Genomic DNA, 25,120 nt, shown 5'->3' with positions numbered 1-25,120 from the left:
CTGCGACTCGGGGTACGATGCTCTCCCAAACGACGGACTGTCCTCGATCGCGAAGGCTGCGCGCGTCCTGAGGTCACTGGTGGCGGGCGACGGCGAGGCCGGAGTCACCGAGCTCGCGCAGCTTCGCTGAGCCGCCGAAGAAACTCGCCGGGTCTTGTCGGAGCTGATCAACGAGGGATTCGTCGGGCGGTCAGGACACCGCTATAGCCTCGGGCCGAGCTGGTTCGAGCTGCGTTGGCGCTCAGCTCGTCGGAGCGGCTCCAGCGGGCCCATTACGTCAGGGTGCCGCTGGCGGGACTCTTCGAACGTACCGGGGCGACCGTGCATCTGGGGGTGTTGGACGGCGACGAGGTGGTGCACCTGGAGAAGCTCACCGCCAGGGGAGGCGCCGCTGGGCCGACACGGGTGGGCGGGCAAGTGCCGGCCACCTGCACGGCCGTGGGCAAGTCGTTGCTGCCCATCAGCGGGGCCGCGACGGTGCGGACGATCCTGGTCAAGCCGATGCCTCGCGCCCGCCGGTCGTCCATGGTGCTGCCTCGCCTGTTGCTCCAGCGGATCGAGGCATCCGCACGACGAGGCTGGCCTGCGATCGAGGCTGGCCTACGATCGAGAAGAGTCACGCCAAGCGGTCTTCTGTGTCGCGGCACTCGTCTTTTAAGGCCGCAGGCCGTGGCCGCGGTGTCGCTGGCCGGCGTGCCGGCCCGCGTCCTCGCACCGAGCGATGCCGCGGAGGTCCGCCGCACCGTGCAACAGATCGCCGACCGGTTGCCGGTCGAGGCCTTACGCAGCACGTGACCAAGCAGGTTCAGGTGCGCGGAACAGCCAGTGGAAACTGACGGGCCGGTGGCCGACCGTCTACGGATGTGATCCTCGCATCCACCGGAAAGGGCATCAGGCCGTGTTCGATCTTGCTCTGAACGACAGTCAGATCTCCCTGCGCGACGAGCTGCAGGAGCTCGCGGCGCAGACGCTGCGGCCCTTCGCCGCCATCGCGGAGGAGAAGGGTTCGGTGCCCAGCGAGTTTGCCAGTGCACTCAGCCGGGTCTCGATGCCCGGCTCGGACGGGTTCGCCGGCGGGACGGGGGACCCGCTGAGCTTCGCGATCGCGGCCGAGAAGCTCGCATGGGCAGACCCCGCGCTTGCGCTGGGCTGGGTGACCTCTCGGCAGGTCGCCTGGATCATCGCCGCGTGCGGCACCGAGGACCAGCGCGAGACCTACCTGCCCAGGCTCGCGGAGTCCCCCCTGGCCCCGGCGAGCCTGATGCTCTTCGAGGGCTACGGTCGTGCTCCGTCCGAGATCGAGACGAGGGCCCGGCGTGACGGCGACGAGTGGGTCGTCTCCGGCGAGAAGACGGCGGTCGCGTTCGCTGGCGAGTCTGGCGTGTCCGTGATCATCGCCCGCGACGACACCGACCGGCTGGTCGGCTTCGTGGTGGAAGGTGCCCCGTCGGCCGTCACCTTCGAAGGCACGGATGATCGCCGCGTCGCGCTGGCAGCCCTCGGGTTGGCCACCACCGCGAGGATCGACGACCTGCGACTGCCCGCCTCGGCCGAGCTCGGACGAGATGGTCTCGTGGGTGCGGTCTCCGTGTCTCGCCTCGTTCAGGCCGCCGTCTCACTCGGCAGCGCGGAGGCGACGACGCGGTACGCGGCCGACTGGGGCCGCGAGCGGGTCGCGTTCGGCAGGCCGCTGGTCGGCTTCCAGGGTGTCTCCTTCGTCCTCGCCGATCTGTTCATGGAGATCGAGACCCTTCGCCTCGCCCTGTGGGAGGCCCTCACCCGGTCACCCGATGCTGAGGACGCGGAGCTGCAGGTGTCGCGGTGCGTGGCACAGATCGGCAAGCTCTACCGGAACGCCGCTCGCGAGGGCGTCCAGCTCATGGGCGTGCACGGCGTCATCGCCGACCATCCGGCCGAGCGGGTGTACCGCAGTGCGGCCGTGCTCTCGGCCATCGACTTCGACCCCCTCCTCAGCCCGCTGGTTCTGGGTCGCTGACATCCATTCACCACGCACGAAGGATCGATCATGGCATTGGCAATGGACATCTCCACCGAGACGCGCAATCTGCTCGCAGACGTGCACGAGTGGGCAGTGACGCACGTGCGGCCTCGCGCCCGTGAGGTCGACGACAACTGCGCGTTCCCTGCGGACACCGACGAGGTGCTGGCCGTGTGCCCGGTGCGGCACAGCCCACTGGACTTCCGCTACTCCGGGCCTGGGCACACCGATGACCCCGAGGTGCTGCGCAAGCTCGAGGGCGGGGGCGACCTGCTCGGCTTGCTGGTGATGGAGGAGATGGCGTACGGGGACGGGTGGGGCTGGCAGGCCCTCCCCGGCAACAACCTCGGCGAACGGGCCGTGCGGCTGCTCGGATCGCCCGAGCAGATCGACAAGTGGGCCGACGGCACGCTGCGCGGTGAGTACAAGTTCACCTCCATCTGCATGACCGAAGAGCACTGCGGCTCCGACCTTTCGCAGATCAGGACCAACGTCGCGCGCGACGGCGACCAGTGGGTGCTCAACGGGCAGAAGCGCTTCATCTCGCTCGGGGCGATCTCGGACTACCTGGTCGTGTTCGCCCAGACGGACCCGGGGTCCGGTCTCGCAGGGATACGCGCCTTCATCGTGGATCGCAACGACCCGGGACTGAGCGTGGTGAAGCGGGCGGAGGACAAGATGGGCACCCGGTGGTACCCCCAGGCCCAGCTCCAGTTCGACAACATCCGTTTGGACGACGACCGGCGCCTGCCGAGTGACAACTTCGGCGAGATCATGGCGATCATGAACGGCACACGGCCGTACTGCGCTGCGATCGGGATCGGCACGGCGCGAGGTGCACTCGACTACGCGTGGAGCTGGGTCAAGGAGCACGAGAAGGGCTACTCGTCCAAGCGCTGGGATCTTCTCGAGGACCAGGTCAAGGAGATGCGCCACGGACTCGACCGTGTCCGCAACCTCGTTCTGCGCGCGGGTTGGCGACACGATCTCGGGACAGCGGACGGAACCTTCGCCCACGTCGCGAAGGGGCACGCGGTACCGGTGATCGAGGCCGTGACCTTCCGGGCTATGCAGATGATGGGCCCGGCCGGTTCCTCCAAGGAGCACCTGGTCGAGAAGTGGCACCGCGACGTCAAGTTCCTCGACATCACGGAGGGGACGAACCAGATGCACCGGATCGGAGTCTCGCGGGCGTACATCGGGCGCATGGCTTCCAAGGCATGATCCCGATCGGTGCGCAGCGCGGGCCCGCCGTCGGGGGGCTCGTGGACGTGCACACCCACGTCGTCCCGCTCGAGCTGCCCGACCTCGAGGAGCGAGTGCCCTGGGGGCGTTGGCCGTCGGTGCGGATGGTCGACGACGTCACGGCGGAGCTGAGGCTGGGTTCGGCGACGTACCGCACCGTCGACGACCGCAGCTGGTCAATCGAGGCACGGCTGCGCGACATGGAAGCCGAGGGCGTGGCCGTGCAGTGGTTGTCGCCGATCCCCGCCATCCTGTGCCACGAGGCTCCGGCCTATGGTGCACGGGAGCTGGCGCGGGCGGTGAACGACGCGATCGGGGAGATGGTGTCGTGCGCTCCGAACCGCTTCGTCGGGCTCGGCAGCGTCGCGCTGCAGGACGTCGACGCAGCCATCGCCGAGCTCGAGCGATGTGTGCTCGAGCTCGGCTTCGCGGGCGTGGAGATCGGCACCCGGGTCGGGGACCGGGAGCTCATCGACCCGGCGCTGACGCCGTTCTTCGATGCCGTGGACCGGTTGGGGGCGCTGGTGTTCGTGCATCCCGTCGACGAGACGACCGATCCACGCCTCGCGCCGATGGGACTGACCTTCGGGGTCGGCATGCCGACCGAGACGGGGGCCGCGGCCGCAGGTCTGCTCGTCTCGGACCTGTTGGTCGACCGGGCCGCCCTGACGATCTGCCTGGCGCACGGGGGCGGGACCCTGCCGGGCATTCTGGGCCGCATCGACCGCGGCGTGGCGCTGGGCACTCCCGGGCGTCCCCGACCGGTCGAACTCGCCCGACGACTGTGGAGTGACTCGTTGACGTACGACGTCGAGTCCCTCGAGCTCGCGGTCACCCGGTTCGGTGAGGACCACGTCATGTTTGGGACCGACTACCCGTTCGCGGCGCGTGAGACGGCCTCGCAGCGCGTGCTTGACTCCGTGGCCGGCGCGTGGCCGGACGACCGCCTCGACGCGGTCGGCCGCAGCAACGCCGAGAGGCTCGTCGCGCGGATCAGAGGTGGCCTGCAGACGGGTTGAGCCTGCCGAAGCCTCGGGCGCGTCCGCCGTGACGCTCGTGGAGTCGGCCCTCGAGGGTGAGATCACCGACCACGAGCCGCGTCCGAGTGCGCCACGGAAGATCGGCGACACCCAGGTCGAGGCGGTGATCACGAAGACGCTCGAAGAGCTGCCGCCCGAGGCCGCCATGGTCCTCGCCGTGGACGAGAAGTCGCAGATCCAGACCCTCGACCGGACCGCCCCGATGATGCCCGGTGTCCCGGGCCGGGTGACCCACGACTACGTCCGCCACGGCACGACCAGCCTGTTCGCCGCCCTGGACGTGGCCACCGGCAAGGTGATCGGCCAAACCCAGCGCAAACACCGCCACCAGGAGTTCCTGCGCTTCCTGCGCACCATCGACCGGGGCAACCCCGCCGGAGCTGGAGTTGCATCTGGTGCTGGACAACTACGCCACCCACAAGACGCCCGCCATCGCGCAGTGGCTGCTCAAGCACCCCCGGTTCCACCTGCACTTCACCCCGACGTACTCGTCGTGGCTCAACCTGGTCGAACGCTGGTTCGCCGAGCTGACCAACCGCAAACTCCGCCGCTCGGCCCACCGCAGCGTTGCCGCGCTGGAAGCCGACGTCACCGCCTGGATCGAGGCGTGGAACGCCGACCCGAAACCGTTCGTGTGGACCAAGACGGCAGACGACATCCTCGAAACGATCGCCGCATACTGCCAACGAACTAACGACTCAGCACACTAGCTCGCGGCCCGGCGACCCATCAGCTGACGGCTGATCAGGAGTCGCATGATCTGGCCGGTGCCTTCGAAGATGTCGAGGATCTTGACGTCGCGGTACCACTTTTCCAGCAGCAGTTCGTTCGACGAACCGTCCGGTCCGAGCAGCTGCATGCACCGACGAACGACACGCTCTGATGTCGGCGGCCCGTACGCCTTGGCCGCCGACGCCTCCAGCCTGTTGTGGACGCCGGTGTCCGCCAGCGCCTGGGCATGAAGGTTCATCGTGCGGGAGCGGTGCAGTGCCGCGTTCATCTGCTCGAGCTCGGTCTCGACCAGCCGCCACCGATTCGGCGAGAACGATGCTCGGTCGTCCCGCAGGAGATCGGCGGTCAGGTCGAGCGCGGCTTGGGCGAGGCCGACGCTTTGCGCCGAGACGTTGGGTCTGTTGTGGTTCAGGCTCGCGAGAGCGGCGTCGAGCCCGTTGGCGGTCAGCGACGTTGCCGCCTCGCCCGTCCAGCCGAGCTGGTGGTCGGCTGGGACGATCAGGTCGTCGAAGGCTAGCTGGGAGGTGGTCCAGCAGCGCAGGCCGAGCTTGTCCTCGTTGTGTCGGAGGACGGTCAGACCAGGAGTGTCCTTCTCTACGATGAAGGGGAGGATGGCCGAGCGGCCACGCTCCCTGTCGGTCGACGCGAAGACTACGACGTAGTCGGCGATGGCGCCGTAGCTGCAGTACATCTTGCTGCCGTTGATCCGCCAGACGTCGCCTTCGCGCGTGGCGGTGGTGGCGATGCGGCTCGTGTCGGAGCCGGCGTCCGGCTCCGACAGGCCGAGCGACGTGATCCGCCCGCCCTCGAGCACGGGCCGGAGCCAGCGCTCCTTCTGCTCGGCCGTGCCGACGGCATCGACGACGAGGTGACCCACGCCCCGGCTGAGTGCCTCGCTGAGCCAGATATCGCAGTACGCGACCGCTTCGTACCAGACATTCCGGCGCACGATGTCGCCGTCGGGTACGGGGGGCAGTCCGTCGGTCGGTACGTCGTAGCGATCGAGAGGCACCGGTGCCGAGTCGAGGATGGTGGCGGCGAGTCCGGGGAGAGCATGGGTCTCGTCGGCTTCACGTGCATACGGGCGCACCGCCTCTCGGCCCCACTCCTTCAGGCTCTCGCGGTACGCCTTCAGTTCGTTGCTGATGTCGAGACCGACGGACATGGATCTCCTCAGAGAGCGGGTGCGAAGGAGGAACAGAGCGGGTCGAGATCGAGCGACGCGAGCCCGGCGACCGCGCGATACCACCGCTCGACAGGATGGTCGGTGATGAATCCATGCCCACCCATGACCTGGATCGCATCGCGCGTGACCTGCGTCGAGACGTTCGCTGCGTAGCTGAGGGTGTGCGTGGTCCGGCGCTCCAGCTCGGTGACTCCGGCGTCGAGCCGGGAGGCGACGTCGAGCATGGACAAACGCGCGGCCATGAGCTGGGTCTCCGCGTCGGCGATGAGGAACGCGACGCCCTGGAACTCCGACAGGGTGCGGCCGAAGGCGACCCTCTCGGTCGCGTAGCGGGCGGCGTACTCGCGGGCACGGCGGGCCGCGCCGATCATCAATGCCGCGTTGGTCAGGCGGCATCGGGTGATCGCTGCGGACAGCGAGCGGGAGGCGGCAGGGGTATCGCCGATGATGCGGTTGTGAGGTACGCCCAGGTCGAGGGTGACCTTGGACAGCGGCACTGCGTCGAGCCCCAGGTGATCGGACGTCTCGATCTGGCAGCGGGCTTTGTCGGGCACCTCGAGCACCGCAGCGCGCAGCGCGTTTGTCGACGGATCGGTCCCGACCACGACCAGCGGATCCGCCTCTGCGGCGAACGCGACGGCCACCTTGCGGCCCGTCACTCGCCAGCCACCACCGTGTTCGGCAGTGATGGTCGCGCGCAGCTCAGATGGCTGCCGCCCGAAGCCCTCGAGGTGGGCCACCGCGGACCGTGTGCTCGGGTCGAGGAACCGAGGCAGGTAGCGGGCTCTCTGGTCGTCGTCTCCACAGGCCCCGATGAGGACGGCTGCGTGACCGCTCCACACTGCGGCGGCGGCCGAAGCGGGATCGCCGGCCGCAAGCTCCTCGACCGCCATCAGGTGGCTGACGGTGTCGGGCACGCCATCGCCGCCGAAGGCCTCGGCGACCGGCGCAACGAGACCGCTCTCGTGCAGCGCCCTCCACGCACCGTCGTCCACGCGGCGGCTCGACTGCGACGCAGCGGCCGTCTCGGCCAGCACGTCGCGTGCGATCTCGGCAGCGAGGTCGCGCACCGCTAGCTGTTCCTGGGTCAGAGTCGATTCGACCACGTTTGCCCCCTTTTGGAAGTCGGGTCGATGGTTGCATCGCCGGTGACCGCCGGGCAACGCGTCGTTCAGCTCTGCGGGACGACGCGCCCGCCGGGCGTTCCTCTCCGTCCCTCGCCGAAGCCGTCAGTCCCGGGACGGTCCGATGAAACGGGACGCGAGAGTGGCTGCGAACAGGTCATCGAACGGTTCGATCTGGGCTGGCGCATCAGGTCGTCGTCGAAGTGCGCCGATGCGGCCATCGAGCAGAGCGCCACTCCGGCGATGTGGAAGACCCGCTCGACGCCGGCTGCGCGTTCGACGGAGCGGATCGAGGCGGCGTCGTAGCCATGGGTCGCGAAGGCGGTCGTTGCGGACTCGAGCAGCGGGCCGCGGGTGTCGTGGGGCTCAGAGCCTGCGTAGTCGTGCGTCGTGATGAGCCCTCCCGCCGAAAATGTTGCGTGCATCACCAAATCATAGGCGATTGAGGCCTGCCAGATGCCGTAGTAGCCTACCAGTAATTCGTCAGGCGACAAGGCGATGCGCACCGAGCGCGACGATCGGTGCAACGGAGATGGGGTACGACATGACCACACTCAGCGCTGGGCGTGCGATCCATTCCGACGAGAACCTGTCGTCGATCGCCAAGGCGGCACGCGTGCTTCGCTCGCTGGCCGAGGCTGGAGGCAGCGACGTGGGCGTGACCTCCGTCGCGCTGCACGCGGGTCTCCCGAAGAGCACCACGCACCGGGTGCTCGCAGAGTTGATGGCAGAAGGCTTGGTGGGGCGCAACGGCCAACGTTACTGTCTGGGACATGCATGGTTCGAGCTGCAGTCGGCGCTCAGCTCGTCCGAGTGGGTGCGACTCGTTGAGCAGGCGCGCCAGCCTCTGGCGCGATTGTTCGAGCGCACGAACGCCACCATCCACTTCGGGGTGCTGGACGAGGAGGAGGTGCTGTACCTCGAGAAGCTCACCGCGCGTGGTGGCACGGTCGTGCCGACCCGGGTGGGCGGCACTATGCCGGCCGTTCGCACCGCGCTCGGCAAGTGTCTGCTGGCCTACTCCAGCGTAGATGTCATCCGGTCGGTGATGTCCAAGCCGCTGCCGCAGGTGTCACGCGGCTCGATCGTCCTGCCGCGTGTGCTGCTCCAACAGTTCGCGGACATCCGGCGGACCGGGCTCTCCTACGACGTTCACGAGTCGCAGCCGGGAGTTCTCTGTGTGGCCGCCCCCGTTGCCGTCGACGATCGTGTGGTGGCCGCGGTCTCCATCACGCGCGTCTACGCTCGCGCCCTTGCGCCCACCGACGCGCGCGATGTCTTGCGTACTGCCCAGGAGATTTCCGAGTGGCTGGCCTGACTGTGGCGAGCGTCCCGGTGACATCTGCTCGCCTCGAGCTGGTCCGTGCACCCAGCCTCGCGGTCGTGCTCAGGGCAACGACGAGGAGAGGTCGTCCTGGTTGCCGCGCTGGGAACGGGGAGCGGAGGACGTCGCGAGCGTTCGAGCGAACATCTCGATCACGTCGGGACTGGTCAGCCTGTCCGCCAGGTCGTCGTCGAGATAGGCCGTCATCGCCGACATCGCACCGGCCGCCCCGATGATCTGGAAGATCTGGATGACCTCGGCCGGGCTGTAGGTCTGGTCGGGGTGGGAGGTCTCGCGGAAGACCTGCACGCCGGACCACAGGTGCTTCGCGAGGTGGCGACTTCGTTCCGTCCGCACGTAGCCCTCGAGCACGAGGATGCGGAAGAACTCCGGGTTCCTCATGCTGTAGCGGGCGTACGCCATGAGCATGGCGCGGGCGCGTTCACTGCGGGAGACGTCGCGCAGCGCCTCGTGCAGGGCGAACATCTCGTCCGTCCATCGATCGAGCACCAGGTCGACGACCGTCTCCCACAAACGCTGCTTGGTGTCGAAGTGGTACGCCAGCAGCCCTCGCTCGACACCGGCCATCCGCTCGATCTGACGACCGGAGACGCCGTCGAAACCGGATGCCGAAAACGCTTTCATCGCCGCCTCGATGAGGCGTTCCCGCGTCGAACCAACCCCCTTGGAGGACGTTTCGTGATTATCCGTCACGCTCAAACCTTAGTCCCTCGTCCGCGATCCGTGGCCATCGTCGCACGTCAGTGCCGGACGGGCTCGTGGTGGGGTGCCAGTGACTGTGCCACGGCGGCCGCGAAGCGGGCGGGGTCCTGGAGCGGGCCGAAATGATCGACCCCGTCGAGGACGAGAGGATCACCCCCGAACCGCTCGGCCAGGTCGTGCGCCGATGCCCGTTGCATGGGATCGGTCCGACTGCCCATCATGACCTGCACGGGGCAGGCGATCCGCCCCAGGCCGTCGCGAGTGGTTTGGCGGTACGTCTCGCGGTAGATCGCGGCCTCCGTCTCAGGTGTGCACTTGAGCTGGACCTCACCGCCCGGCAGGTCGGCGAACCCGTGGTCCACGTAGTCGTAGAGCGTGGCGGCGCGCAGGCCGGCGTAGGGAGCCTTTCTCGCGTAGTTCTCCAAGGCGATCGCCCGAGAGCCGAACACCGGCCGTCGCCGCGAGGCCACATCCACCGCCTGCTGCTGGTAGACACGGTGACTGTCCTCGACCTTGTCCGCCGGCGGCACGATGCCCGCCTCGTACAGGAAGAGCCGGTCGAAGGCCTCCGGTCTGGCGGCCGCGGCCATCGCGACCGCCGCACCGCCGAGCGAGTGTCCGACGGCCACGATCCCGTCGCCGAGGTGGTCGACGACCGCCAGGATATCGAGCCCGAACTCGTCCCACGACAGGCTGTCCGGACGCAGCGGGTCGGAGTCGCCGTGCCCGCGAAGGTCGACGGCCCAGCAGTGAGCGGGGAACGTCAGGTGGCCGGCGATGGAACGGTAGGCCCAGCCGTGGAAGCCGGTGGCGTGCACGAACAGCACGGCCGGTCCGTCGCCCCCGAGATCGTGCAGCGCCACGCGCGTGCCGTCGCCGGCCTCGAGCATGGTCGGCGCGGGGCGCCGTGGCCGTGGGCGAGCGGTGGTTGCTGTCATGGCCTCAGCCAACCACTCGAGACAGGGTCAGCGCATCTCGCGGTTCCAGACATCAGAACCGCCGCGGCATTGCGGCGACACGTTCCGTTTCACGGAATCGCGCGTCGGGGCGCAGCGCCTCGTCGACCTACCCTCACCCGGGGCATGGTGCCCGGGAGACTCGGAGAGAGGGCTGATGAGGCGTGACTGAGCGGTCGGCGATCGTCACCGGTGCGGCCCGGGGCATCGGCTTGGCCATCTCACGACGTCTGGTCGCCGACGGGTTCGCCGTCGTGATGGCCGACGTCGACGGGCAGGCGCTGCGCGACGCGAGGTCGGTGCTCGAGGGGCCCCGCGCAGGCGAGACGGTGATGGTGGTCGGCGACCTGACCCGCGAGGCGGCCGCTGCGAGCGTGGTCCAGCAGTGCCAGGAGGCCTTCGGGTCCGTCGACGTCCTCGTCAACAACGCCGGCGGTGGGGTCATCCTGCCGACGCTCGAGCACACTGAGGAGACGCTGCAGACGACAATCGACCGCAATCTGTGGACGACGATCCGGGCGACCCTCGCCGTGCTGCCCACCATGGTCGACCAGCACTACGGACGCATCGTCAACCTGGGCGCCGAGTCGGTGCGCAACGGGTTGTACTGGCATGCCGTCTACAACGCGGCCAAGGGTGGGGTGCACGGCTTCACGACGGGACTCGCCCGAGAGTTCGCCGAGCACGGCATCACCGTCAATGCGGTGGCTCCGTCGGCGGTGATGACCGAGGCCGTCGCGGCCCTGACCGACCCGACCGCGCTGGAGCTGATCCAGCGGATGATCGACCTGATCCCGGTCGGCCGTGCCGCGACGGTCGAGGAGGTGGCCTCGGTGGTCGCGTACCTCGCCTCCGACGAGGCCAGCTTCGTGACAGGGCAGGTCGTCAGCGTCAACGGCGGTAGCTCGATGCTGTGAGTCGTCTCTCGTGCACAGGCAAGGAGCAAGCTATGTCCGAGCTGGCCGGCAAGGTCGTCCTCGTAACCGGTGGAAGCCGTGGGATGGGACGGGAGATGGTCCACGCTCTCGCGGCGGAAGGGGCGGACGTCGTCGTCGCCAGCCGACGGCTGCCCGCGTGCGAGATCGTCGCCGACGAGGTGCGACGGGCCCACGGGGTTCGGGCCCTTCCGGTCGCGTTGAACACGAGCGACTGGGACGCATGCACCGCGGTCGTCGACCGTGTCGTCGACGAGATGGGCGGCATCGACGTGCTGGTCAACAACGCCGGGTCGTCGCCGCACTACCCGAGCCTGGATCAGGTCGGCGAGGAGCTCTTCGACAAGGTGATCGCCGTCAACCTCAAGGGGCCCTTCCGGCTGACCGCGCTCGTCGGCACCCGGATGGCTGCCGGCAGCGGTGGCTCGATCATAAACATCGGCTCAATCGAGGCTATCCGGCCGCATGAGTTCGCGTTGCCGTACGCCGCGGCCAAGGCGGGCCTGCACGTGCTGACCGAGGGGTTCGCGCAGGCGTTCGGCCCCCGGGTGAGGGTGAACACGATCCAACCCGGCGCCTTCCTCACCGACATCTCCGAAAGGTGGCCGGAGGGTCTGCGAGAGCAAATGGAGTCCCAGGTGGCCCTCCAGCGGTGCGCCGAGCCGCACGAGGTGGTCGGTGCCGTGAAATACCTCTCGACGTCGGCCTCGTCCTACGTCACGGGCGCGGTCCTTCGCATCGATGGTGGGTGGCGCTGAGCGCCACCCACCATGGATGGCGGACCACTCAGCCGAGGGTGCCCGGCAGATGGGCCAGCAGGCCGGACGGCGCAGGCGTGGTCGCCTGGGCGAACTTGGCGATCTCGGTGCGCGCCACCGCTCGACGGTGAACCTCGTCAGGACCGTCGGCGAAACGGATGATGCGGCTCTCGGCCCACATTCGTGCCAAGGGGAAGTCCTGACTCAATCCGGCCGCACCGTGAGCCTGCATCGCCCGGTCGATCACCTTCGCGGCCATGTTGGGGGCCACCACCTTGATCCCGGAGATCTGGCTCGCGGCCCGCCGGTTGCCGACCGTGTCCATCAGGTGCGCCGCGTACATCGTGTAGAGGCGGGCCTGGTCGATTTCGATGCGGGAGTCCGCGATCCACTCACGAATCACACCCTGAGTGATGAGGGGACTGCCGAAGGCGACGCGCTTGCCCACGCGGTCGATCATCAGCTCCAGCGCTCGCTCGGCTGCGCCGACCATCCGCATGCAGTGATGGATGCGTCCGGGACCGAGTCGCGCCTGTGACATGGCAAAGCCCGCGCCGACGTCGCCGAGCAGGTTCGATGCCGGCACCCGTACGTCGGTGAACGCCATCTCGACATGGCTCTCGGACGGGGAGTAGCCCAATACCGACAGATCGCGCACGATCTCGATGCCCGGGGTGTCCTTGGGGACGAGGATCATCGTGTGGCGCCGGTGCCGGTAGCCGTCCGGATCGGTGATGCCCATGACAATCAGCAGCTCGCACCGCTCCCGGTTGACGCCCGAGATCCACCACTTGCGACCGTTGATGACCCATTCGTCGCCATCGCGGACGATGGAGGTCTGGATGTTGCTGGCGTCCGACGACGCGACCTGGGGCTCGGTCATCACGTACGCCGAGCGCATCGTGCCGTCCATCAGGGGTCGGAGCCAGCGCTCCTTCTGCTCGGGTGTGCCGAACAAGGAGAGCAACTCCATGTTGCCCGTGTCGGGCGCTGAGCAGTTCATGGCCTCGGGGGCGACGTGCAGACTCCTGCCGCTCAGCTCCGCGAGCGGTGCGTACTCGAGGTTGGTCAGCGGTTCGTGACCCACCTCCGGGTGCGGGAGGAAGAGGTTCCACAGACCCAGCTCACGCGCCTGCAGCTTGAGTTTCTCAATGATCGGCGTCTGTCGATGCGATCCGAGCTCGGCGAGCTCACGCTCGTGCACCTCCTCGGCGGGGTAGACGGAGTCGGCGAGGAACAAGGTCAGCCGGCGTGAGAGCTCGGCGGCGCGGGGGGTGGTGTCGAACATGACTGCCTTCCGGTTCAGGGGATGTGACGATCTGCAGGGGTCTCGGCGACGCGCCGGGCGCCACGCTGCACGAGCTCGGCTGCCATGGTGTGGAGCCGTCGGCCGACCTCGGCCGGCGCTCGGCCGACGCGGGCCCTGGCGCAGGTGCCCTCGAGCAGGACCGCGAGCCTGAAGCAGCCGAGCACGTAGTAGTAGTCGATGTCACCGACCTGGCGACCGCTGCTCGCGGCGTAGCGCTCGACGAGCTCGGACTCCGACGGCAGGCCACCCGCGAGTGACAGAGCGGACCCGAGCAGGTCCGGCTGGCCGTCGGCGGCAGGCCAGAGGGCGAGCAGCGTTCCCAGGTCAAGCAGCGGGTCCCCGATCGTCGCCAACTCCCAGTCGACGATGGCAGCGAGGCTAGAGGTCGGCTCGTCGAACATGACGTTGGCGACGTGGAAGTCGCCGTGCAGGATGCCCGGAGCCGACGCACGAGGCCGGTGGCGGTCGAGCCAGTCCGCGATGGGGCGCATCGTCACGACGGTGGGACCGTCGTGGTCGGCGGACTCGATGCGGGCGAGCTGATCGAGCCAACGCTCGGTCTGTCGCTCAAGGAATCCCTCGGGGCGTCCGAATCCCTGGAGTCCCACCTCGGACGGGTCGACCTGTGCGAGGTGCGCCAGGCCGTCGACCATCGTCATCACCATCCGACGGCGCAGCTCAGGACGATGCGCCTGGGCGGGTGGCAAGGCCTCGGCGGCGTTGAACCCCTCGACGGCCTCCATCAGGTAGAACGCCGACCCCAGCACGTCGGGGGAGTCGCATGCGGTGACGAGTCGCGCATGGGGCACGTCGGTTCCGGCGAGTGCGGTGAGCAGGCGCACCTCCCGTCGGATCGTGTCGTCGCTGCTCGGCGGCGGCACGACCGGCCCGCGTCGGAGGACGAAGGAGTCACCACCGCGGGTGAAGGCGATCATGACGTTCTGGGTGCCGCCGCTCAGAGCGCGGACATCCTCCAGGCAGCCCTCGCCGATGCCGTGCGCGTCCATCCACGACACCAGCGCCTCGGTGGCGAAGGCGTCGAACCGGCCCGTCGTCCGTGGCGGCTCTGAGGTCATGTGCCTGGACCCTAGGCAAGCGCGCGTGCCGTTCCGTGCGGAAGTTCCGCAGGAGAGAACATGCCGACGCCTGCACGGACGGTTCCGAGGTGCTGAACGCCGGCTCGCCTGCTGCGTGACCCCTGAGTAGAACCAGACGCGTCATCGGACAGCGGAGGAGTGCAGGATGTCGAACGTGATCGGTATCGGGATGACCCACTATCCGATGCTCGCTGGTGCCGACACGCACATGGCGAACCTCATGAGGACCGTTCTCAAGGACCCGGACATCCCGGCCGAGCGCAAGGACCCGGCGAACTGGAGCGAGGTGGCGCAGCGAGAGTGGGGTGACGACCAGGGCACCACGGCGGCGGCCGCTCACCGCGCCGAGCTGCTCGCGGAGCTGGCGAAAACGCGTGCCGCCCTCGACGAGTTCCAGCCGGACCTGCTCGTCGTCTGGGGCGATGACCAGTACGAGAACTTCCGCGAGGAGGTCATTCCGTCGTTCTGCGTCCTGGCCTACGACGACACGGAGGTCGAGGCCTTCGCCGTCCTGCACATGCTCGGTGTTCCCAACGCCTGGGGCGCACCAGACGACCTCACCTTCTCAATGAAGGGAAAACCCGAGTTCGCCAAGCGGCTCGCCGCGGACCTGATCTCAGACGGCATCGAAACCGCTTACTCCTACCAGCAGCGCAAGGGCGTGCACTTCCCGCACGCGTTCGCGAACACGCAGATTTTCCTCGACTACGACAACGTCGGCCAGAAGTTCCCCTATCCGATCGTGCCGATCGCCGTGAACTGCTACGGCGAGCACGTCATCGCGCGCAAGGGCGGGATCGCCCGGTTCGCGGACATCCAGGCCGGTGAGAACCTCGATCCGCCCGGTCCCACCCCCAAGCGGTGCTTTGAGACGGGCCGTGCCGTGGGACGCTCTGTGCGCGAGAGCGGCCTGCGGGTGGCGCTGGTGGCGTCGGCGAGTTGGTCGCACGCGTTCCTGAACGACAAGGACTGGCACCTGCGCCCCGACACGGAGGCCGACCGCCGTCTGTACGACGCGATGGTGGCGGGCGAGGTCGATGCCTGGACCTCGGTGACGACCAGGGAGATCATCGACGCCGGTCAGCACGAGATGCTCAACTGGTTCTGCCTGTTGGGCGCGATGCACGAGCTCGGCATGACGCTGGAGCACAGTGCGTTCGTCCACACGGAGGTGCTCAACTCCAACAAGGTGTTCGCGCTCTATCGATGACGTCTGCTCACCAGCTCGTCGTCTCACCTCGGCCCTCAGGAGAACTCCTCATGCCCAATGCCGTCATCGTCGACGTCGTCCGCACCGCCTCCGGGCGGGGGAAGCCTGGTGGGGCTCTGTCGGACGTGCATCCGGCGGGCCTCCTCGCCGTGGTGATCGGCGAGCTGATGCGACGCACCGGCGTCGACCCCGCTCAAATCGACGACGTCATCGCAGGGTGCGTGGGGCAAGCCGGCGACCAGGCGCTCAACATCGCCCGTACCGCAGCGCTGGTCGCGGGGCTTCCCGAGTTGGTGCCCGCCACCACTGTCGACCGTCAATGCGGCAGCAGCCAGCAGGCGGCGCACTTCGCCGCCCAGGGGGTGGCTGCCGGCGCCTACGACATCGTGATCGCGTGCGGCGTGGAGTCGATGAGCCGGGTGCCGATGGGCATGGCCAGCGCCGGTGGCGCCGCCCTGAAGCCTCTGTCGGCGCGCTACCCTGACGGCCTCGTCGGACAAGGTGTCTCCGCCGAGCTCATCGCTGCACGCTGGAAGCTCGACCGCGCGCGACTGGACGAGTTCTCGGCCCGGTCGCACGAGCGTGCGGCTGCCACCGCGTCCGCGGGCGGATTCGACGACGAGATCGTCGCTGTGCCCCGTCCGGGTGCCGGCGACCATCTCACCGACGAGACCATCCGACCGGGAACGACCGCTGAGGGCCTCGGACGGTTGCCGTCGGCCTTCGTCGACGACGCGCTCGCCGAGCGCTTTCCCGAGATCGAGTGGATCATCACGCCGGGCAACTCCTCACCTCTCACGGACGGCGCGTCGGCCGCGCTGATCATGAGTGAGGACGTCGCCGGCAGACTCGGCCTGACGCCGCGGGCCCGCTTCCATTCCTTCGCGGTCACCGGCAGCGACCCGCTGCTGATGCTCACCGGCATCATCCCGGCCACGCGCAAGGTGCTGGCTCGGTCCGGGCTCGACATCGCGGACATCGACACCTTCGAGGTCAATGAGGCGTTCGCTCCGGTGCCGCTGATGTGGGCCGACGAGTTCGCCGTCGCCGAGGACAAGCTCAACCCGCGTGGTGGGGCGATCGCGTTGGGCCATCCGCTCGGAGGCTCGGGGACCCGCCTGCTCTGCACCATGGTCCATCACCTCGAAGCCACCGGCGGTCGCTTCGGTCTGCAGACCATGTGCGAGGGCGGCGGCATGGCGAACGCCACGATCATCGAGCGACTCTGACCCATCTCGATCCCGACATCACCGACGAACAAGGACGGCCCAGATGGACATCGCAGGCAGCACCGCGCTCGTCACCGGAGGAGGGTCCGGGCTCGGGCTCGCCACGGTCCGGCGTCTTCACGCTTCCGGGGCGAAGGTGGTGATCCTCGATCTGCCGATCTCAGCGGGTCGTGAGGTCGCCAAGGAGCTCGGCGACGACGTCGTGTTCGTCGCCGCGGACGTGACTGACGAGGACCAGGTGCAGGCCGCCGTCGATGCGGCGACGGCGCTCGGCGGGTTGTCGATCGTCGTGAACTGCGCCGGCATCGGCCCGCCGATGCGGGTGCTCGGCCGCGGGGGCGTTCACCCGTTGCCGGACTTCACGAAGGTCGTGATGGTCAATCTTGTCGGCACGTTCAACGTGATCCGTCTGGCGTCCGCGCGCATGGTCGAGGCCGACCACAGCGGCGAGGAGCGCGGAGTCATCGTCAACACCGCTTCCGTCGCCGCCTTCGATGGTCAGGTCGGTCAGGCCGCCTACTCGGCGTCGAAGGGCGGGATCGTCGGACTCACCCTCCCGGTCGCGCGTGACCTGGCTCAACACCGCATCCGCGTGAACACCATCGCCCCCGGACTGTTCCTGACGCCGTTGTTCGAGGCCCTGCCGCAGGAGACGATCGAGTCGCTCGGCGTCCAGGTGCCGCACCCTGCACGCCTCGGACGACCGGACGAATTCGCGCAGCTCGTGCAGCAGATCGTCGAGAACCCGATGCTCAACGGCGAGACGATCCGCCTCGACGGCGCGATCCGGATGGCACCTCGATGACGACCACGGATGCCCCGGCGGCCACCCTCGACCTCGTCGACGGCGTGGCGCTGGTGACGATGCGACGGCCGGCCGTGCGCAACGCGGTGAACGCCGACCTGTCGGCCGCCGTGGGCGGCGCGTTGGAGGAGGCGGACGCCGATCCCACTGTCAGGGCGATCGTCGTGACGGGTGAGGGCGACGCCTTCTGTGCTGGAGCCGACCTCAGGGGCATCGCCGCCGGACAGCTCCTGACAGCACCGGACCACCCCGAGTGGGGCTTCGCCGGTCTGGTCGAGCACGAGCTGCGGACACCGCTGATCGCCGCTGTCAATGGTCCGGCCATGGGAGGGGGCGCCGAGATAGTGCTGGCGTGCGACCTGGCCGTAATGGCTCAGACCGCCGTGATCGGACTGCCCGAGGTGAAGCGCGGACTGTTCGCCGCCGCGGGCGGACTGCTGCGCCTTCCCCGCGAGATTCCGCAGAAGGTCGCTATGCGCATCGTCCTGACGGGCGACCCGATCGACGCCGCGACCGCGCTGCGGTGGGGTCTCGTCAATGACGTGGTGGCACCCGACGATGTCGTCGAGCGTGCGCTTGCCCTCGGCAGACGCATCGCGGCGAACGCCCCGTTGGCACTGGCGGTCAGCAAACGACTCGTGCGTGACGCGGTCGGGACGGGCGCGGCCTGGGACGTCGAGCTCTGGCGACGGCAGGACGAGGAGATGGCCCGCCTGCTCACCACGCGGGATGCCCACGAAGGAGCGACTGCCTTCACCGAGAAGCGGCCTCCCGTCTGGGAGGCGCGATGACGACGTTGCCCGACGCGTCCGGATCGTCAAGGGAGACCGACGTCCTCGACCTCGACGCGCTGGCGACGTTGCTCGGCGACGCCGGGGCGGCAGCTGGGGACGCTCCGCTGAGCGCCGAGCTGATCAGCGGGGGGCGCTCCAACCTCACGTATCGCGTCACCGATGGCAGTCGTCGATGGATCCTTCGTCGGCCGCCTTTCGGTGAAATCATGGAGGGCACGCACGACGTCATCCGCGAGTACCGGGTGATGGCGGGACTGAGCGCCTCGAAGGTGCCGGTGCCGCGCGTGGTGCTGCTCGACGACGGCACGGTGTCGGCTGGCGCACCCTGCTACCTCATGGACGAGGTCGCCGGTCATGTACTGCGGACGCCCGAGCTCGTCGAGGCCTTCCCGGTCCCGGCACGCCGGACCTTGGGCGAGGGTCTCGTCGACACGCTCGCTGATCTGCACGACGTCGATCCCGAGGCGGTGGGCCTAGCCGATCTCGGCCGCCCCAAGGGCTATCTCGAGCGGCAGCTGGCCCGTTGGATGCGACAGTACTCGACCACTAAGGTCCGCGAGCTTGACCAGGTCGACGAGATCGCCCGCGTGCTGTCCGCGAGGCTTCCGCAACACAGCGAGGTGTCCATCGTCCACGGCGACTATCGGATCGACAACGTCATCGCGGCCGCCGACGGGCGTGTGGCTGCGGTGCTCGACTGGGAGATGGCCACGCTGGGCGACCCCTTGGCCGACCTCGCGACGCTCGTCATGTTCACCGACGAGCCGGGCCGCCGCTTCAACCCGATCACCGGCGGGCTGACGGCCGTCGACGGCTTCCTCTCCAAGGACGCGGTCGTCGAGCGGTACGCGAGACGGCGCCGCGACATCGCACACGACCTCGACTGGTACCTCGTCTTCGCCCAGTTCAAGCTCGCCATCATCCTCGAGCAGATCCACGCGCGCCACCTCATGGGTAACACGGTCGGCGACGGCGAGCATGGACGGGTCGGGCCGATGGTGGAGGAGCTCCTCGCGGAGGCGGCCGACGGTCTCGCGCTGCCGGGGCTCCGCCGGCGGGGAGCCTCATGAACCGCGGCCTGTATGAGGCCGACCACGAGGCCTTCCGTGACACCGCCCGCGAGTTCGTCATCCGAGAGGTCTTGCCGCACCTGGACCGGTGGGAGGAAGCGCGGCTCATCGACCGCGGAGTTTGGGTCGCCGCCGGCACGCAGGGCATCCTCGGGCTGTCCGGACCGTCGGACTTCGGCGGGGCCGACCAACTGTCCGACTACCGCTTCCGGAACGTGCTGCTGGAGGAGCTCGCGGAGGTGCACGCCACCTCGCTGTCCTCGGGCTTCTCGCTGCAGGACGACATCGCGATCCCCTACGTCGCGGCGCTCGGATCCGACGAGCAGAAGGCGCGCTGGCTGCCCGGCATGTGCAGCGGAGAGCTGATCGGCGCGATCGCCATGACCGAGCCCGGCACGGGATCGGATCTGCAGGGCATCACCACCTCGGCGCGACCGACCGGTGACGGCTGGGTGGTCAACGGCGCCAAGACCTTCATCACCAACGGCATCCAGTCCGACGTCGTGATCGTCGTGGTGCGGACGGACCCAGGAGGCGGACGTGACGCCTTCAGCCTCCTCGTCGTCGAGGAGGACATGCCCGGCTTCTCCCGGGGACGCAAGCTCGAGAAGATCGGCCTGCACGCCCAGGACACCGCCGAGCTCTTCTTCGACGACGTCGTGGTGCCGCACGAGAATCTTCTCGGCGAGTTGGGCGCAGGAATGCACCAGCTCGCAACCCACCTGCCTCGTGAACGCCTCTCGATCGCCGCCCATGCCGTGGCGTCGACGCGGGTGGTTCTCCGCGAGACCCTCGAGTACACGCGGACGCGGCGAGCCTTCGGACGACGGCTGGCCGACTTCCAGAACACCCAGTTCGTGCTGGCTGAGCTCGCGACCCGTCTGGACGTCACCCAGGCGTACGTCGACGCGTCGATCCATGCCTTGAACGCCGGGGAGCTCACCGCCGTAGACGCCGCGAAGGCCAAGTGGTGGGCGACCGACGTCCAGAACCAGATCGTCGACGCCTGCCTCCAGCTCCACGGGGGATACGGCTACATGACCGAGTACCCGGTTGCACGCGCCTTCCAGGACGCCCGTGTGCAACGCATCTTCGGCGGAGCCAACGAGATCATGAAGCACATCATCGCCCGTGATCTCGTCGATCGCCCAGACCGGTAGATCACGAAGGAGATCCCTGTGACAGGTCCGTTGGCCGGACTCCGCGTCGTCGAGCTCGGCGGCATCGGGCCCACCCCCCACGCCGGAATGGTTCTCGCCGACCTCGGCGCCGACGTCGTGCGCATCGTCCGCTCGCACGCCGACGCGGCTGCTCTCGCGACACACGTGCTGCGAGGTCGCACGACGGTCGTGGCGAACCTGAAGGACCCAGCCGACCGGGACGAGGTTCTCGGGCTGATCGGTGCCGCCGACGTGGTGATCGAGGGCTTCCGACCCGGCACCACGGAGCGGCTGGGGCTCGGCCCAGACACGTGCCTGGCCGCGCACCCGGGACTCGTCTACGGCCGGGTCACGGGATGGGGGCAGGACGGACCCCTGGCCAGCACGGCTGGGCACGACATCAACTACGTGTCCGTGACGGGGATCCTGCATGCCATCGGTCCCGCTGATCGCCCTGTGCCCCCGCTCAACCTCGTGGGCGACTACGCCGGCGGCTCCATGTACCTGCTGCTCGGCATCCTGGCGGCGCTCTGGGAGAGGACCGTCTCCGGGCGTGGTCAGGTCGTCGACGCCGCTATGGTGGACGGTGTGGCCTCGTTGGGCCAGCAGATCCTCGAGCTCCGTGCCGAGGGGACGTGGGGCGACGAGCGGGAGAGCAACCTGCTCGACGGTGGGGCGCCGTTCTACCGGACTTACGAGTGCGCCGACGGTCGGTTCGTCGCCGTCGGCGCGATCGAGCCCCAGTTCTACGCGCTCCTGCTTGAGGGCTTGTCGTTGACCGACGGCGACCTCCCCGAGCAGAACGACACGTCGGGTTGGTGCGAGCTCAGCACGGTCTTCGCCGAGCGGTTCAAGCAGCGCACGCGGGACGAGTGGGCGGAAGTGTTCGTAGGCAGCGACGCGTGCGTGACGCCCGTCCTGTCGTTCGTCGAGGCCGTCGAGCATCCGCAGCTGGCAGCACGCCGCAGCGTGGTGGAGACCCCGAGTGGGCCCGCCGGAGCGCCTGCGCCGCGCTTCTCGCGTTCCGCTTCCTGCGTCACGGCGGACTCGGCCCTGATGGACCTGCTCGCTGCGCGGGGCCGCTGGGGCGGACGACGTCGGTTCCGCCGCCCGGAACATTCGCTGGATGAACGCAGCCGCGCGATCGACGCTGGCGGCCGACTTACTTTGGGAGGGCACACCTTGGAGCAAGTCCAGACATGGTCGCCGCAGCTGGCCGCCGCCAACACGACGTTGACGCGCAACGTCGAGGCGTTCCTGTTCGACGAGGCGAACCTCCTCGACGACTGGCGTCTGCACGAGTGGCTCGAGCTGTTCGTCCCGGAGGGCACGTACCTGATGCCGTCCACGGATCTGCCCAACGGAGATCCCGGGCGTGACCTCTTCCTCATCCAGGACGACCGCTTTCTGCTCGAACACCGGGTGAACTCGCTGCTGACCCGGTCCGCGCACGCGGAGTACCCGCATTCACGGACCCGCCGGATGATCACAAACGTCCAGGCCCGTCCGGAGAACGCGGATCACGTCCGCGTCAAGGCCAACTTCGCCGTGTTCCGCGTGCGCTCGGGGATCCTGGACACCTACGTCGGCACCTACAGACACGTGCTGCGGGTCACGTCCGAGGGGTTCCGGTTCGTCGAGCGCAAGTCGGTGCTCGACCTCGATGCGCTGCGGCCGCAGGCGAAAGTGAGCATCATCCTGTGAGCGGTCTCCAGGCTGCGGGGGGCGGGCGATGAGCGGCACCATCCGCATCGAGCCCACCGTCGTGTCGGTGCCCGTCGTCGATGGCGACCTGACCGTCGCTGCGGTGTCCCTCGGTGGCGTTCCGAGGGGAGCGGCCCTGCTGCTTACCGACAGCCGCGGCATCGACACCGATGCCGTCGATCTGATGAACAGCCTCGCCGAGCACGGGTACGAGTCGCTCTGCGTGGATCTCGCCGCGCCGCGTGGCGACCGCACGTCCCCGCCGTCCGACGAGGAGCTCGTCCGCGACGTCGAGGCCCTCATTGCATGTCACGGCCAGCGTGGCTGGGAACCGGAGCAGATCGGCGTGGTCGGGTACGAGCTGGGTGGCCGGGCCGCCATGCTCGCGGCCGAGCGCCACACGCTGGGCGCGGTCGTGAGCGTCTCGCCGTCCGGCATCGAGGAGCCGCTCGCGGAGACGGCGCCGGCGCTCGCCGACCAGATGCCCGTCCTGCGCTCGCCGTGGCTTGGGATGTTCGGCGGAGAGGACTCTCACATCAGCCCGCGGACGCTCTCGATCCTCGGCACGCAGGTCTACGAGCGCTCGCCCGCCTACACCGAGGTGGTCCGCTACCCCGCGTTGTCGGGCGCCTTCTACCGCGAGCACGTCGACTACCGCGGTCGGGCGGCGTCGTTCGACTCGTGGCAGCGGGTCATCGAGTGGCTCAACCTGCGCGTCGTGCCTCGACCCACGCCGTTGGCCGAGGCCTGGGAACGGCGGCAGAGCGGGTGATGGACGGCGTCCAGGATTCAACTGACGGAGCAACGAAGGAAACTGGGGTGCACAGCAATGTCTGAGTACGTCATCGACGACCGCCAGATGCCTCGCTTCCGGGTTCATCGCAAGACCATGATCGATCCGGAAATCTTCGCCAAGGAGCGCTCGGAGATCTTCGACCACAGTTGGCTCTACGTCGGACACGAGACCGAACTGAAGAAGCCGAACGACTTCAAGACACGCTCGGTGGGCGGTCGCCCGCTCATCTTCACGCGGGACGCCAAGGGCCAGATCCAGGTGTGGCTCAATTCGTGCCCGCACCGTGGGGCGACCATCTGCCGTGAGCCGGCGGGCAACGCCCGCTTCCTGACGTGCTTCTACCACGGGTGGAGCTTCTCGACGGCCGGCAAGACGGTCTCGATCCCGGGCGACGACGGCTACGGCCCCGACTTCGAGCGGCCCTCGCTCGTGGCACCGGCCAGGATCGATTCCTACCGAGGCTTCGTGTTCGTCAGCTTCGATCCCGACATCGTCGATCTCCGCACCTACCTGGGCGGCGCCGCGGAGTACCTGGACCTGGTGTGCGACCAGTCTGCTGAGGGCATGCAGGTGCTCGATGGCACGCACGAGTACTCGGTGCGTGCGAACTGGAAGTTGCTCGTCGAGAACAGCTACGACGCCTACCACGCCGTTACGACGCACCAGCGCTACTTCGAGATGGTCGTCGCCGCTCGCGGTGGGTTCGACGCCTCCGGTCTGATGGACTCCCGAGGCATCGATCTCGGCAACGGGCACTCGGTGGCAGCCGGAGGCGCCAGCACCGCCTCGCTGTTCGGCCGGCCGCTGTCGGCAGAGGGGCAGGCCGAGCGCGACCAGAGGTTCGAGAAGTTCCGTGCCGAGCTCGGGGACGCCTGGGTCGACCGGATGGCGAACGCTCGCAACCTCGTGATCTTCCCCAATCTCGTCGTTATCGACCTCGTGATGGGAGTGCTCATCCGCAAGATCGACCCGATCGCTCCCGACTACATGGAGGTCACGTCGTGGGAGCTGGCACCCCCGGAGGAAGGTGACGAGCTGCGCAAACAGCGTCTCGACAACTTCCTGACGTTCTGGGGACCGGGAGGACTTGCGACGCCGGACGACGTGGAGGCGCTCGAAAGCTGCCAGCGCAGCTTCGCCGGCGTAAAGGAGCTCCCATGGTCGGACATCTCGCGCGGCATGCACAAGCCGATTCCGTTCAGCTCGGACGAGCTCCAGATGCGAGCCTGGTGGCGCCGGTGGAACGAGCTGATGACCGGTGAGAAGCAGCCCGAGGAGATCCACGAGCCGCTCAACGAGACGTACGCCGGTCGCCGGAAGACACCGGCCGTCACCGAGGCCTGAGCACGATGGTCAGGCACGGTGAGCCATCGACGGGCTCCGGCCCGGAAACGGGGAGCGGGACGAGCGCGGTGCCGCGCCGGTTCGCCTGCAAGGTCGACGACCTCGAACCCGGGACGTCCATGGTCCTGCCCGGTGACGACTCGATCGCGCTCTTCAGGACCGAGGCCGGAGAGTTCTTCGCGACCGGCGACACGTGCACCCACGAGGAGTGGTCGCTGGGCGAGGACAGCGACCTGGAGGGCGACGAGGTGGTGTGCCCTCTGCACATGGCCCGCTTCGACCTTCGCACGGGGAAGGCGCTCTGCCTCCCGGCCACGATCGCGCTCCAGACCTACACGGTCGTCATCGAGGACGGCCAGGTGTTCGTCGAGTGAACCCCTGCGAGGACGAGGCGTGCTCGCACCGCTGGAGACCCCGACGCCGCATCGAGCGACGGGAGCCATGACGACGACGTAGCCTGCGAGCCGGGCAGGGAGGGACGGCCGTTGCCGCCCCGGCCCCCGGCGAGAGGCCGGTCGTCGACGATCAGTCCCGGCCGGCCGTTCCGTCTGCCGGTAACGGCCGTTGGCGCCCGTCGACT

Annotated in this window: 24 protein-coding genes and 1 pseudogene; 18 read left to right on the top strand and 7 right to left on the bottom strand. The window is 68.5% G+C overall.

Annotation, left to right across the window (positions count from 1 at the left end; genetic code table 11):
* The first annotated feature begins 234 nt into the window (after window positions 1-234).
* The 5 genes and pseudogenes from JD77_RS01315 to JD77_RS01295 form a co-directional block, all read left to right on the top strand.
* Window positions 235-795: an IclR family transcriptional regulator domain-containing protein gene (locus tag JD77_RS01315; protein WP_145772675.1), complete on the top strand. Its 561-nt coding sequence runs from the start codon at window positions 235-237 to the stop codon at window positions 793-795.
* Window positions 796-898: 103 nt separating this feature from the next.
* On the top strand, window positions 899-1,996 hold the full coding sequence (locus JD77_RS01310) for an acyl-CoA dehydrogenase family protein (protein WP_170286348.1): 1,098 nt from the start codon (window positions 899-901) through the stop codon (window positions 1,994-1,996).
* 30 nt (window positions 1,997-2,026) lie between these two features.
* Window positions 2,027-3,223 carry an acyl-CoA dehydrogenase family protein gene (locus JD77_RS01305; protein ID WP_145772673.1) on the top strand — a complete coding sequence of 399 codons (1,197 nt, stop codon included), beginning with the start codon at window positions 2,027-2,029 and terminating at the stop codon, window positions 3,221-3,223.
* Window positions 3,220-4,263, top strand: a complete 1,044-nt coding sequence (locus tag JD77_RS33220) for an amidohydrolase family protein (protein ID WP_145772672.1) — start codon at window positions 3,220-3,222, stop codon at window positions 4,261-4,263. Before JD77_RS01305 ends, JD77_RS33220 begins: the two co-directional genes overlap by 4 nt.
* Window positions 4,264-4,336: 73 nt before the next feature.
* Window positions 4,337-4,994 (top strand): annotated as a pseudogene (locus JD77_RS01295) (IS630 family transposase); the annotation flags it as partial.
* Here the strand turns inward: JD77_RS01295 and JD77_RS01290 are convergent.
* The 3 genes from JD77_RS01290 to JD77_RS01280 form a co-directional block, all read right to left on the bottom strand.
* On the bottom strand, window positions 4,991-6,181 hold the full coding sequence (locus tag JD77_RS01290) for an acyl-CoA dehydrogenase family protein (RefSeq protein ID WP_145772671.1): 1,191 nt from the start codon (window positions 6,179-6,181) through the stop codon (window positions 4,991-4,993). The pseudogene JD77_RS01295 and the gene JD77_RS01290 sit on opposite strands and share 4 nt — an antisense overlap.
* Before the next feature lie 8 nt (window positions 6,182-6,189).
* Window positions 6,190-7,308: an acyl-CoA dehydrogenase family protein gene (locus JD77_RS01285; protein ID WP_145772670.1), complete on the bottom strand. Its 1,119-nt coding sequence runs from the start codon at window positions 7,306-7,308 to the stop codon at window positions 6,190-6,192.
* A gap of 65 nt (window positions 7,309-7,373) precedes the next feature.
* Complete coding sequence (locus tag JD77_RS01280; protein WP_170286347.1) at window positions 7,374-7,832, bottom strand: hypothetical protein; 459 nt, start codon at window positions 7,830-7,832, stop codon at window positions 7,374-7,376.
* A 38-nt stretch (window positions 7,833-7,870) separates the two neighbouring features.
* On the opposite strand from JD77_RS01280, the gene JD77_RS01275 reads away from it, so the two are divergent.
* Window positions 7,871-8,644 (top strand): IclR family transcriptional regulator, encoded by a 774-nt coding sequence (locus JD77_RS01275; protein WP_170286346.1) that lies wholly within the window; start codon window positions 7,871-7,873, stop codon window positions 8,642-8,644.
* Between the two features lie 69 nt (window positions 8,645-8,713).
* Here the strand turns inward: JD77_RS01275 and JD77_RS01270 are convergent, their stop codons facing one another.
* Window positions 8,714-9,364, bottom strand: a complete 651-nt coding sequence (locus tag JD77_RS01270; RefSeq protein ID WP_145772667.1) for a TetR/AcrR family transcriptional regulator — start codon at window positions 9,362-9,364, stop codon at window positions 8,714-8,716.
* A 47-nt stretch (window positions 9,365-9,411) separates the two neighbouring features.
* Window positions 9,412-10,263 (bottom strand): alpha/beta fold hydrolase, encoded by an 852-nt coding sequence (locus JD77_RS01265; RefSeq protein ID WP_170286345.1) that lies wholly within the window; start codon window positions 10,261-10,263, stop codon window positions 9,412-9,414.
* A gap of 230 nt (window positions 10,264-10,493) precedes the next feature.
* Between JD77_RS01265 and JD77_RS01260 the strand changes: the two genes are divergently transcribed.
* Complete coding sequence (locus JD77_RS01260; RefSeq protein ID WP_145772665.1) at window positions 10,494-11,246, top strand: SDR family NAD(P)-dependent oxidoreductase; 753 nt, start codon at window positions 10,494-10,496, stop codon at window positions 11,244-11,246.
* A gap of 32 nt (window positions 11,247-11,278) precedes the next feature.
* Window positions 11,279-12,022, top strand: coding sequence for an SDR family NAD(P)-dependent oxidoreductase (locus tag JD77_RS01255; RefSeq protein WP_145772664.1), 744 nt, complete (start codon window positions 11,279-11,281; stop codon window positions 12,020-12,022).
* Between the two features lie 28 nt (window positions 12,023-12,050).
* Here the strand turns inward: JD77_RS01255 and JD77_RS01250 are convergent, their stop codons facing one another.
* Both JD77_RS01250 and JD77_RS01245 read right to left on the bottom strand, forming a co-directional pair.
* Window positions 12,051-13,310: an acyl-CoA dehydrogenase family protein gene (locus JD77_RS01250; RefSeq protein ID WP_145772663.1), complete on the bottom strand. Its 1,260-nt coding sequence runs from the start codon at window positions 13,308-13,310 to the stop codon at window positions 12,051-12,053.
* Between the two features lie 14 nt (window positions 13,311-13,324).
* Window positions 13,325-14,338 (bottom strand): phosphotransferase family protein, encoded by a 1,014-nt coding sequence (locus tag JD77_RS01245; protein ID WP_211372459.1) that lies wholly within the window; start codon window positions 14,336-14,338, stop codon window positions 13,325-13,327.
* Between the two features lie 235 nt (window positions 14,339-14,573).
* On the opposite strand from JD77_RS01245, the gene JD77_RS01240 reads away from it, so the two are divergent.
* The 10 genes from JD77_RS01240 to JD77_RS01195 all read left to right on the top strand — a co-directional run bounded on the left by JD77_RS01240 (window position 14,574) and on the right by JD77_RS01195 (window position 24,914).
* Complete coding sequence (locus tag JD77_RS01240; protein WP_145772661.1) at window positions 14,574-15,638, top strand: DODA-type extradiol aromatic ring-opening family dioxygenase; 1,065 nt, start codon at window positions 14,574-14,576, stop codon at window positions 15,636-15,638.
* A 50-nt stretch (window positions 15,639-15,688) separates the two neighbouring features.
* Window positions 15,689-16,867 (top strand): thiolase family protein, encoded by a 1,179-nt coding sequence (locus tag JD77_RS01235; protein ID WP_145772660.1) that lies wholly within the window; start codon window positions 15,689-15,691, stop codon window positions 16,865-16,867.
* A 43-nt stretch (window positions 16,868-16,910) separates the two neighbouring features.
* The gene (locus JD77_RS01230) at window positions 16,911-17,672 is read left to right on the top strand and encodes a 3-hydroxyacyl-CoA dehydrogenase (RefSeq protein WP_145772659.1); all 762 of its coding nucleotides are present in this window, start codon (window positions 16,911-16,913) and stop codon (window positions 17,670-17,672) included.
* Window positions 17,673-17,716: 44 nt separating this feature from the next.
* The gene (locus tag JD77_RS01225) at window positions 17,717-18,463 is read left to right on the top strand and encodes an enoyl-CoA hydratase-related protein (protein ID WP_246140485.1); all 747 of its coding nucleotides are present in this window, start codon (window positions 17,717-17,719) and stop codon (window positions 18,461-18,463) included.
* Window positions 18,460-19,536 carry a phosphotransferase family protein gene (locus tag JD77_RS01220; protein WP_145772657.1) on the top strand — a complete coding sequence of 359 codons (1,077 nt, stop codon included), beginning with the start codon at window positions 18,460-18,462 and terminating at the stop codon, window positions 19,534-19,536. The genes JD77_RS01225 and JD77_RS01220 overlap by 4 nt, the downstream gene beginning before the upstream one ends.
* Complete coding sequence (locus JD77_RS01215; RefSeq protein ID WP_145772656.1) at window positions 19,533-20,696, top strand: acyl-CoA dehydrogenase family protein; 1,164 nt, start codon at window positions 19,533-19,535, stop codon at window positions 20,694-20,696. Before JD77_RS01220 ends, JD77_RS01215 begins: the two co-directional genes overlap by 4 nt.
* Window positions 20,697-20,714: 18 nt before the next feature.
* Window positions 20,715-22,400 (top strand): CoA transferase, encoded by a 1,686-nt coding sequence (locus JD77_RS34605; protein WP_145772655.1) that lies wholly within the window; start codon window positions 20,715-20,717, stop codon window positions 22,398-22,400.
* Window positions 22,401-22,428: 28 nt separating this feature from the next.
* A complete protein-coding gene (locus JD77_RS01205) occupies window positions 22,429-23,172 on the top strand; it encodes a dienelactone hydrolase family protein (protein WP_145772654.1) in 744 nt (247 codons plus the stop codon).
* Between the two features lie 57 nt (window positions 23,173-23,229).
* A complete protein-coding gene (locus JD77_RS01200) occupies window positions 23,230-24,540 on the top strand; it encodes an aromatic ring-hydroxylating oxygenase subunit alpha (protein WP_145772653.1) in 1,311 nt (436 codons plus the stop codon).
* 68 nt (window positions 24,541-24,608) lie between these two features.
* The gene (locus JD77_RS01195) at window positions 24,609-24,914 is read left to right on the top strand and encodes a non-heme iron oxygenase ferredoxin subunit (protein WP_246140484.1); all 306 of its coding nucleotides are present in this window, start codon (window positions 24,609-24,611) and stop codon (window positions 24,912-24,914) included.
* The last annotated feature ends 206 nt before the right edge of the window (window positions 24,915-25,120 follow it).

The organism is Micromonospora olivasterospora, assembly GCF_007830265.1.
GTDB classification, from domain to species: Bacteria; Actinomycetota; Actinomycetes; order Mycobacteriales; family Micromonosporaceae; genus Micromonospora; species Micromonospora olivasterospora.
Note: the sequence above shows the minus strand (reverse complement) of the source record. Positions and strands in the feature narration are given on the sequence as shown.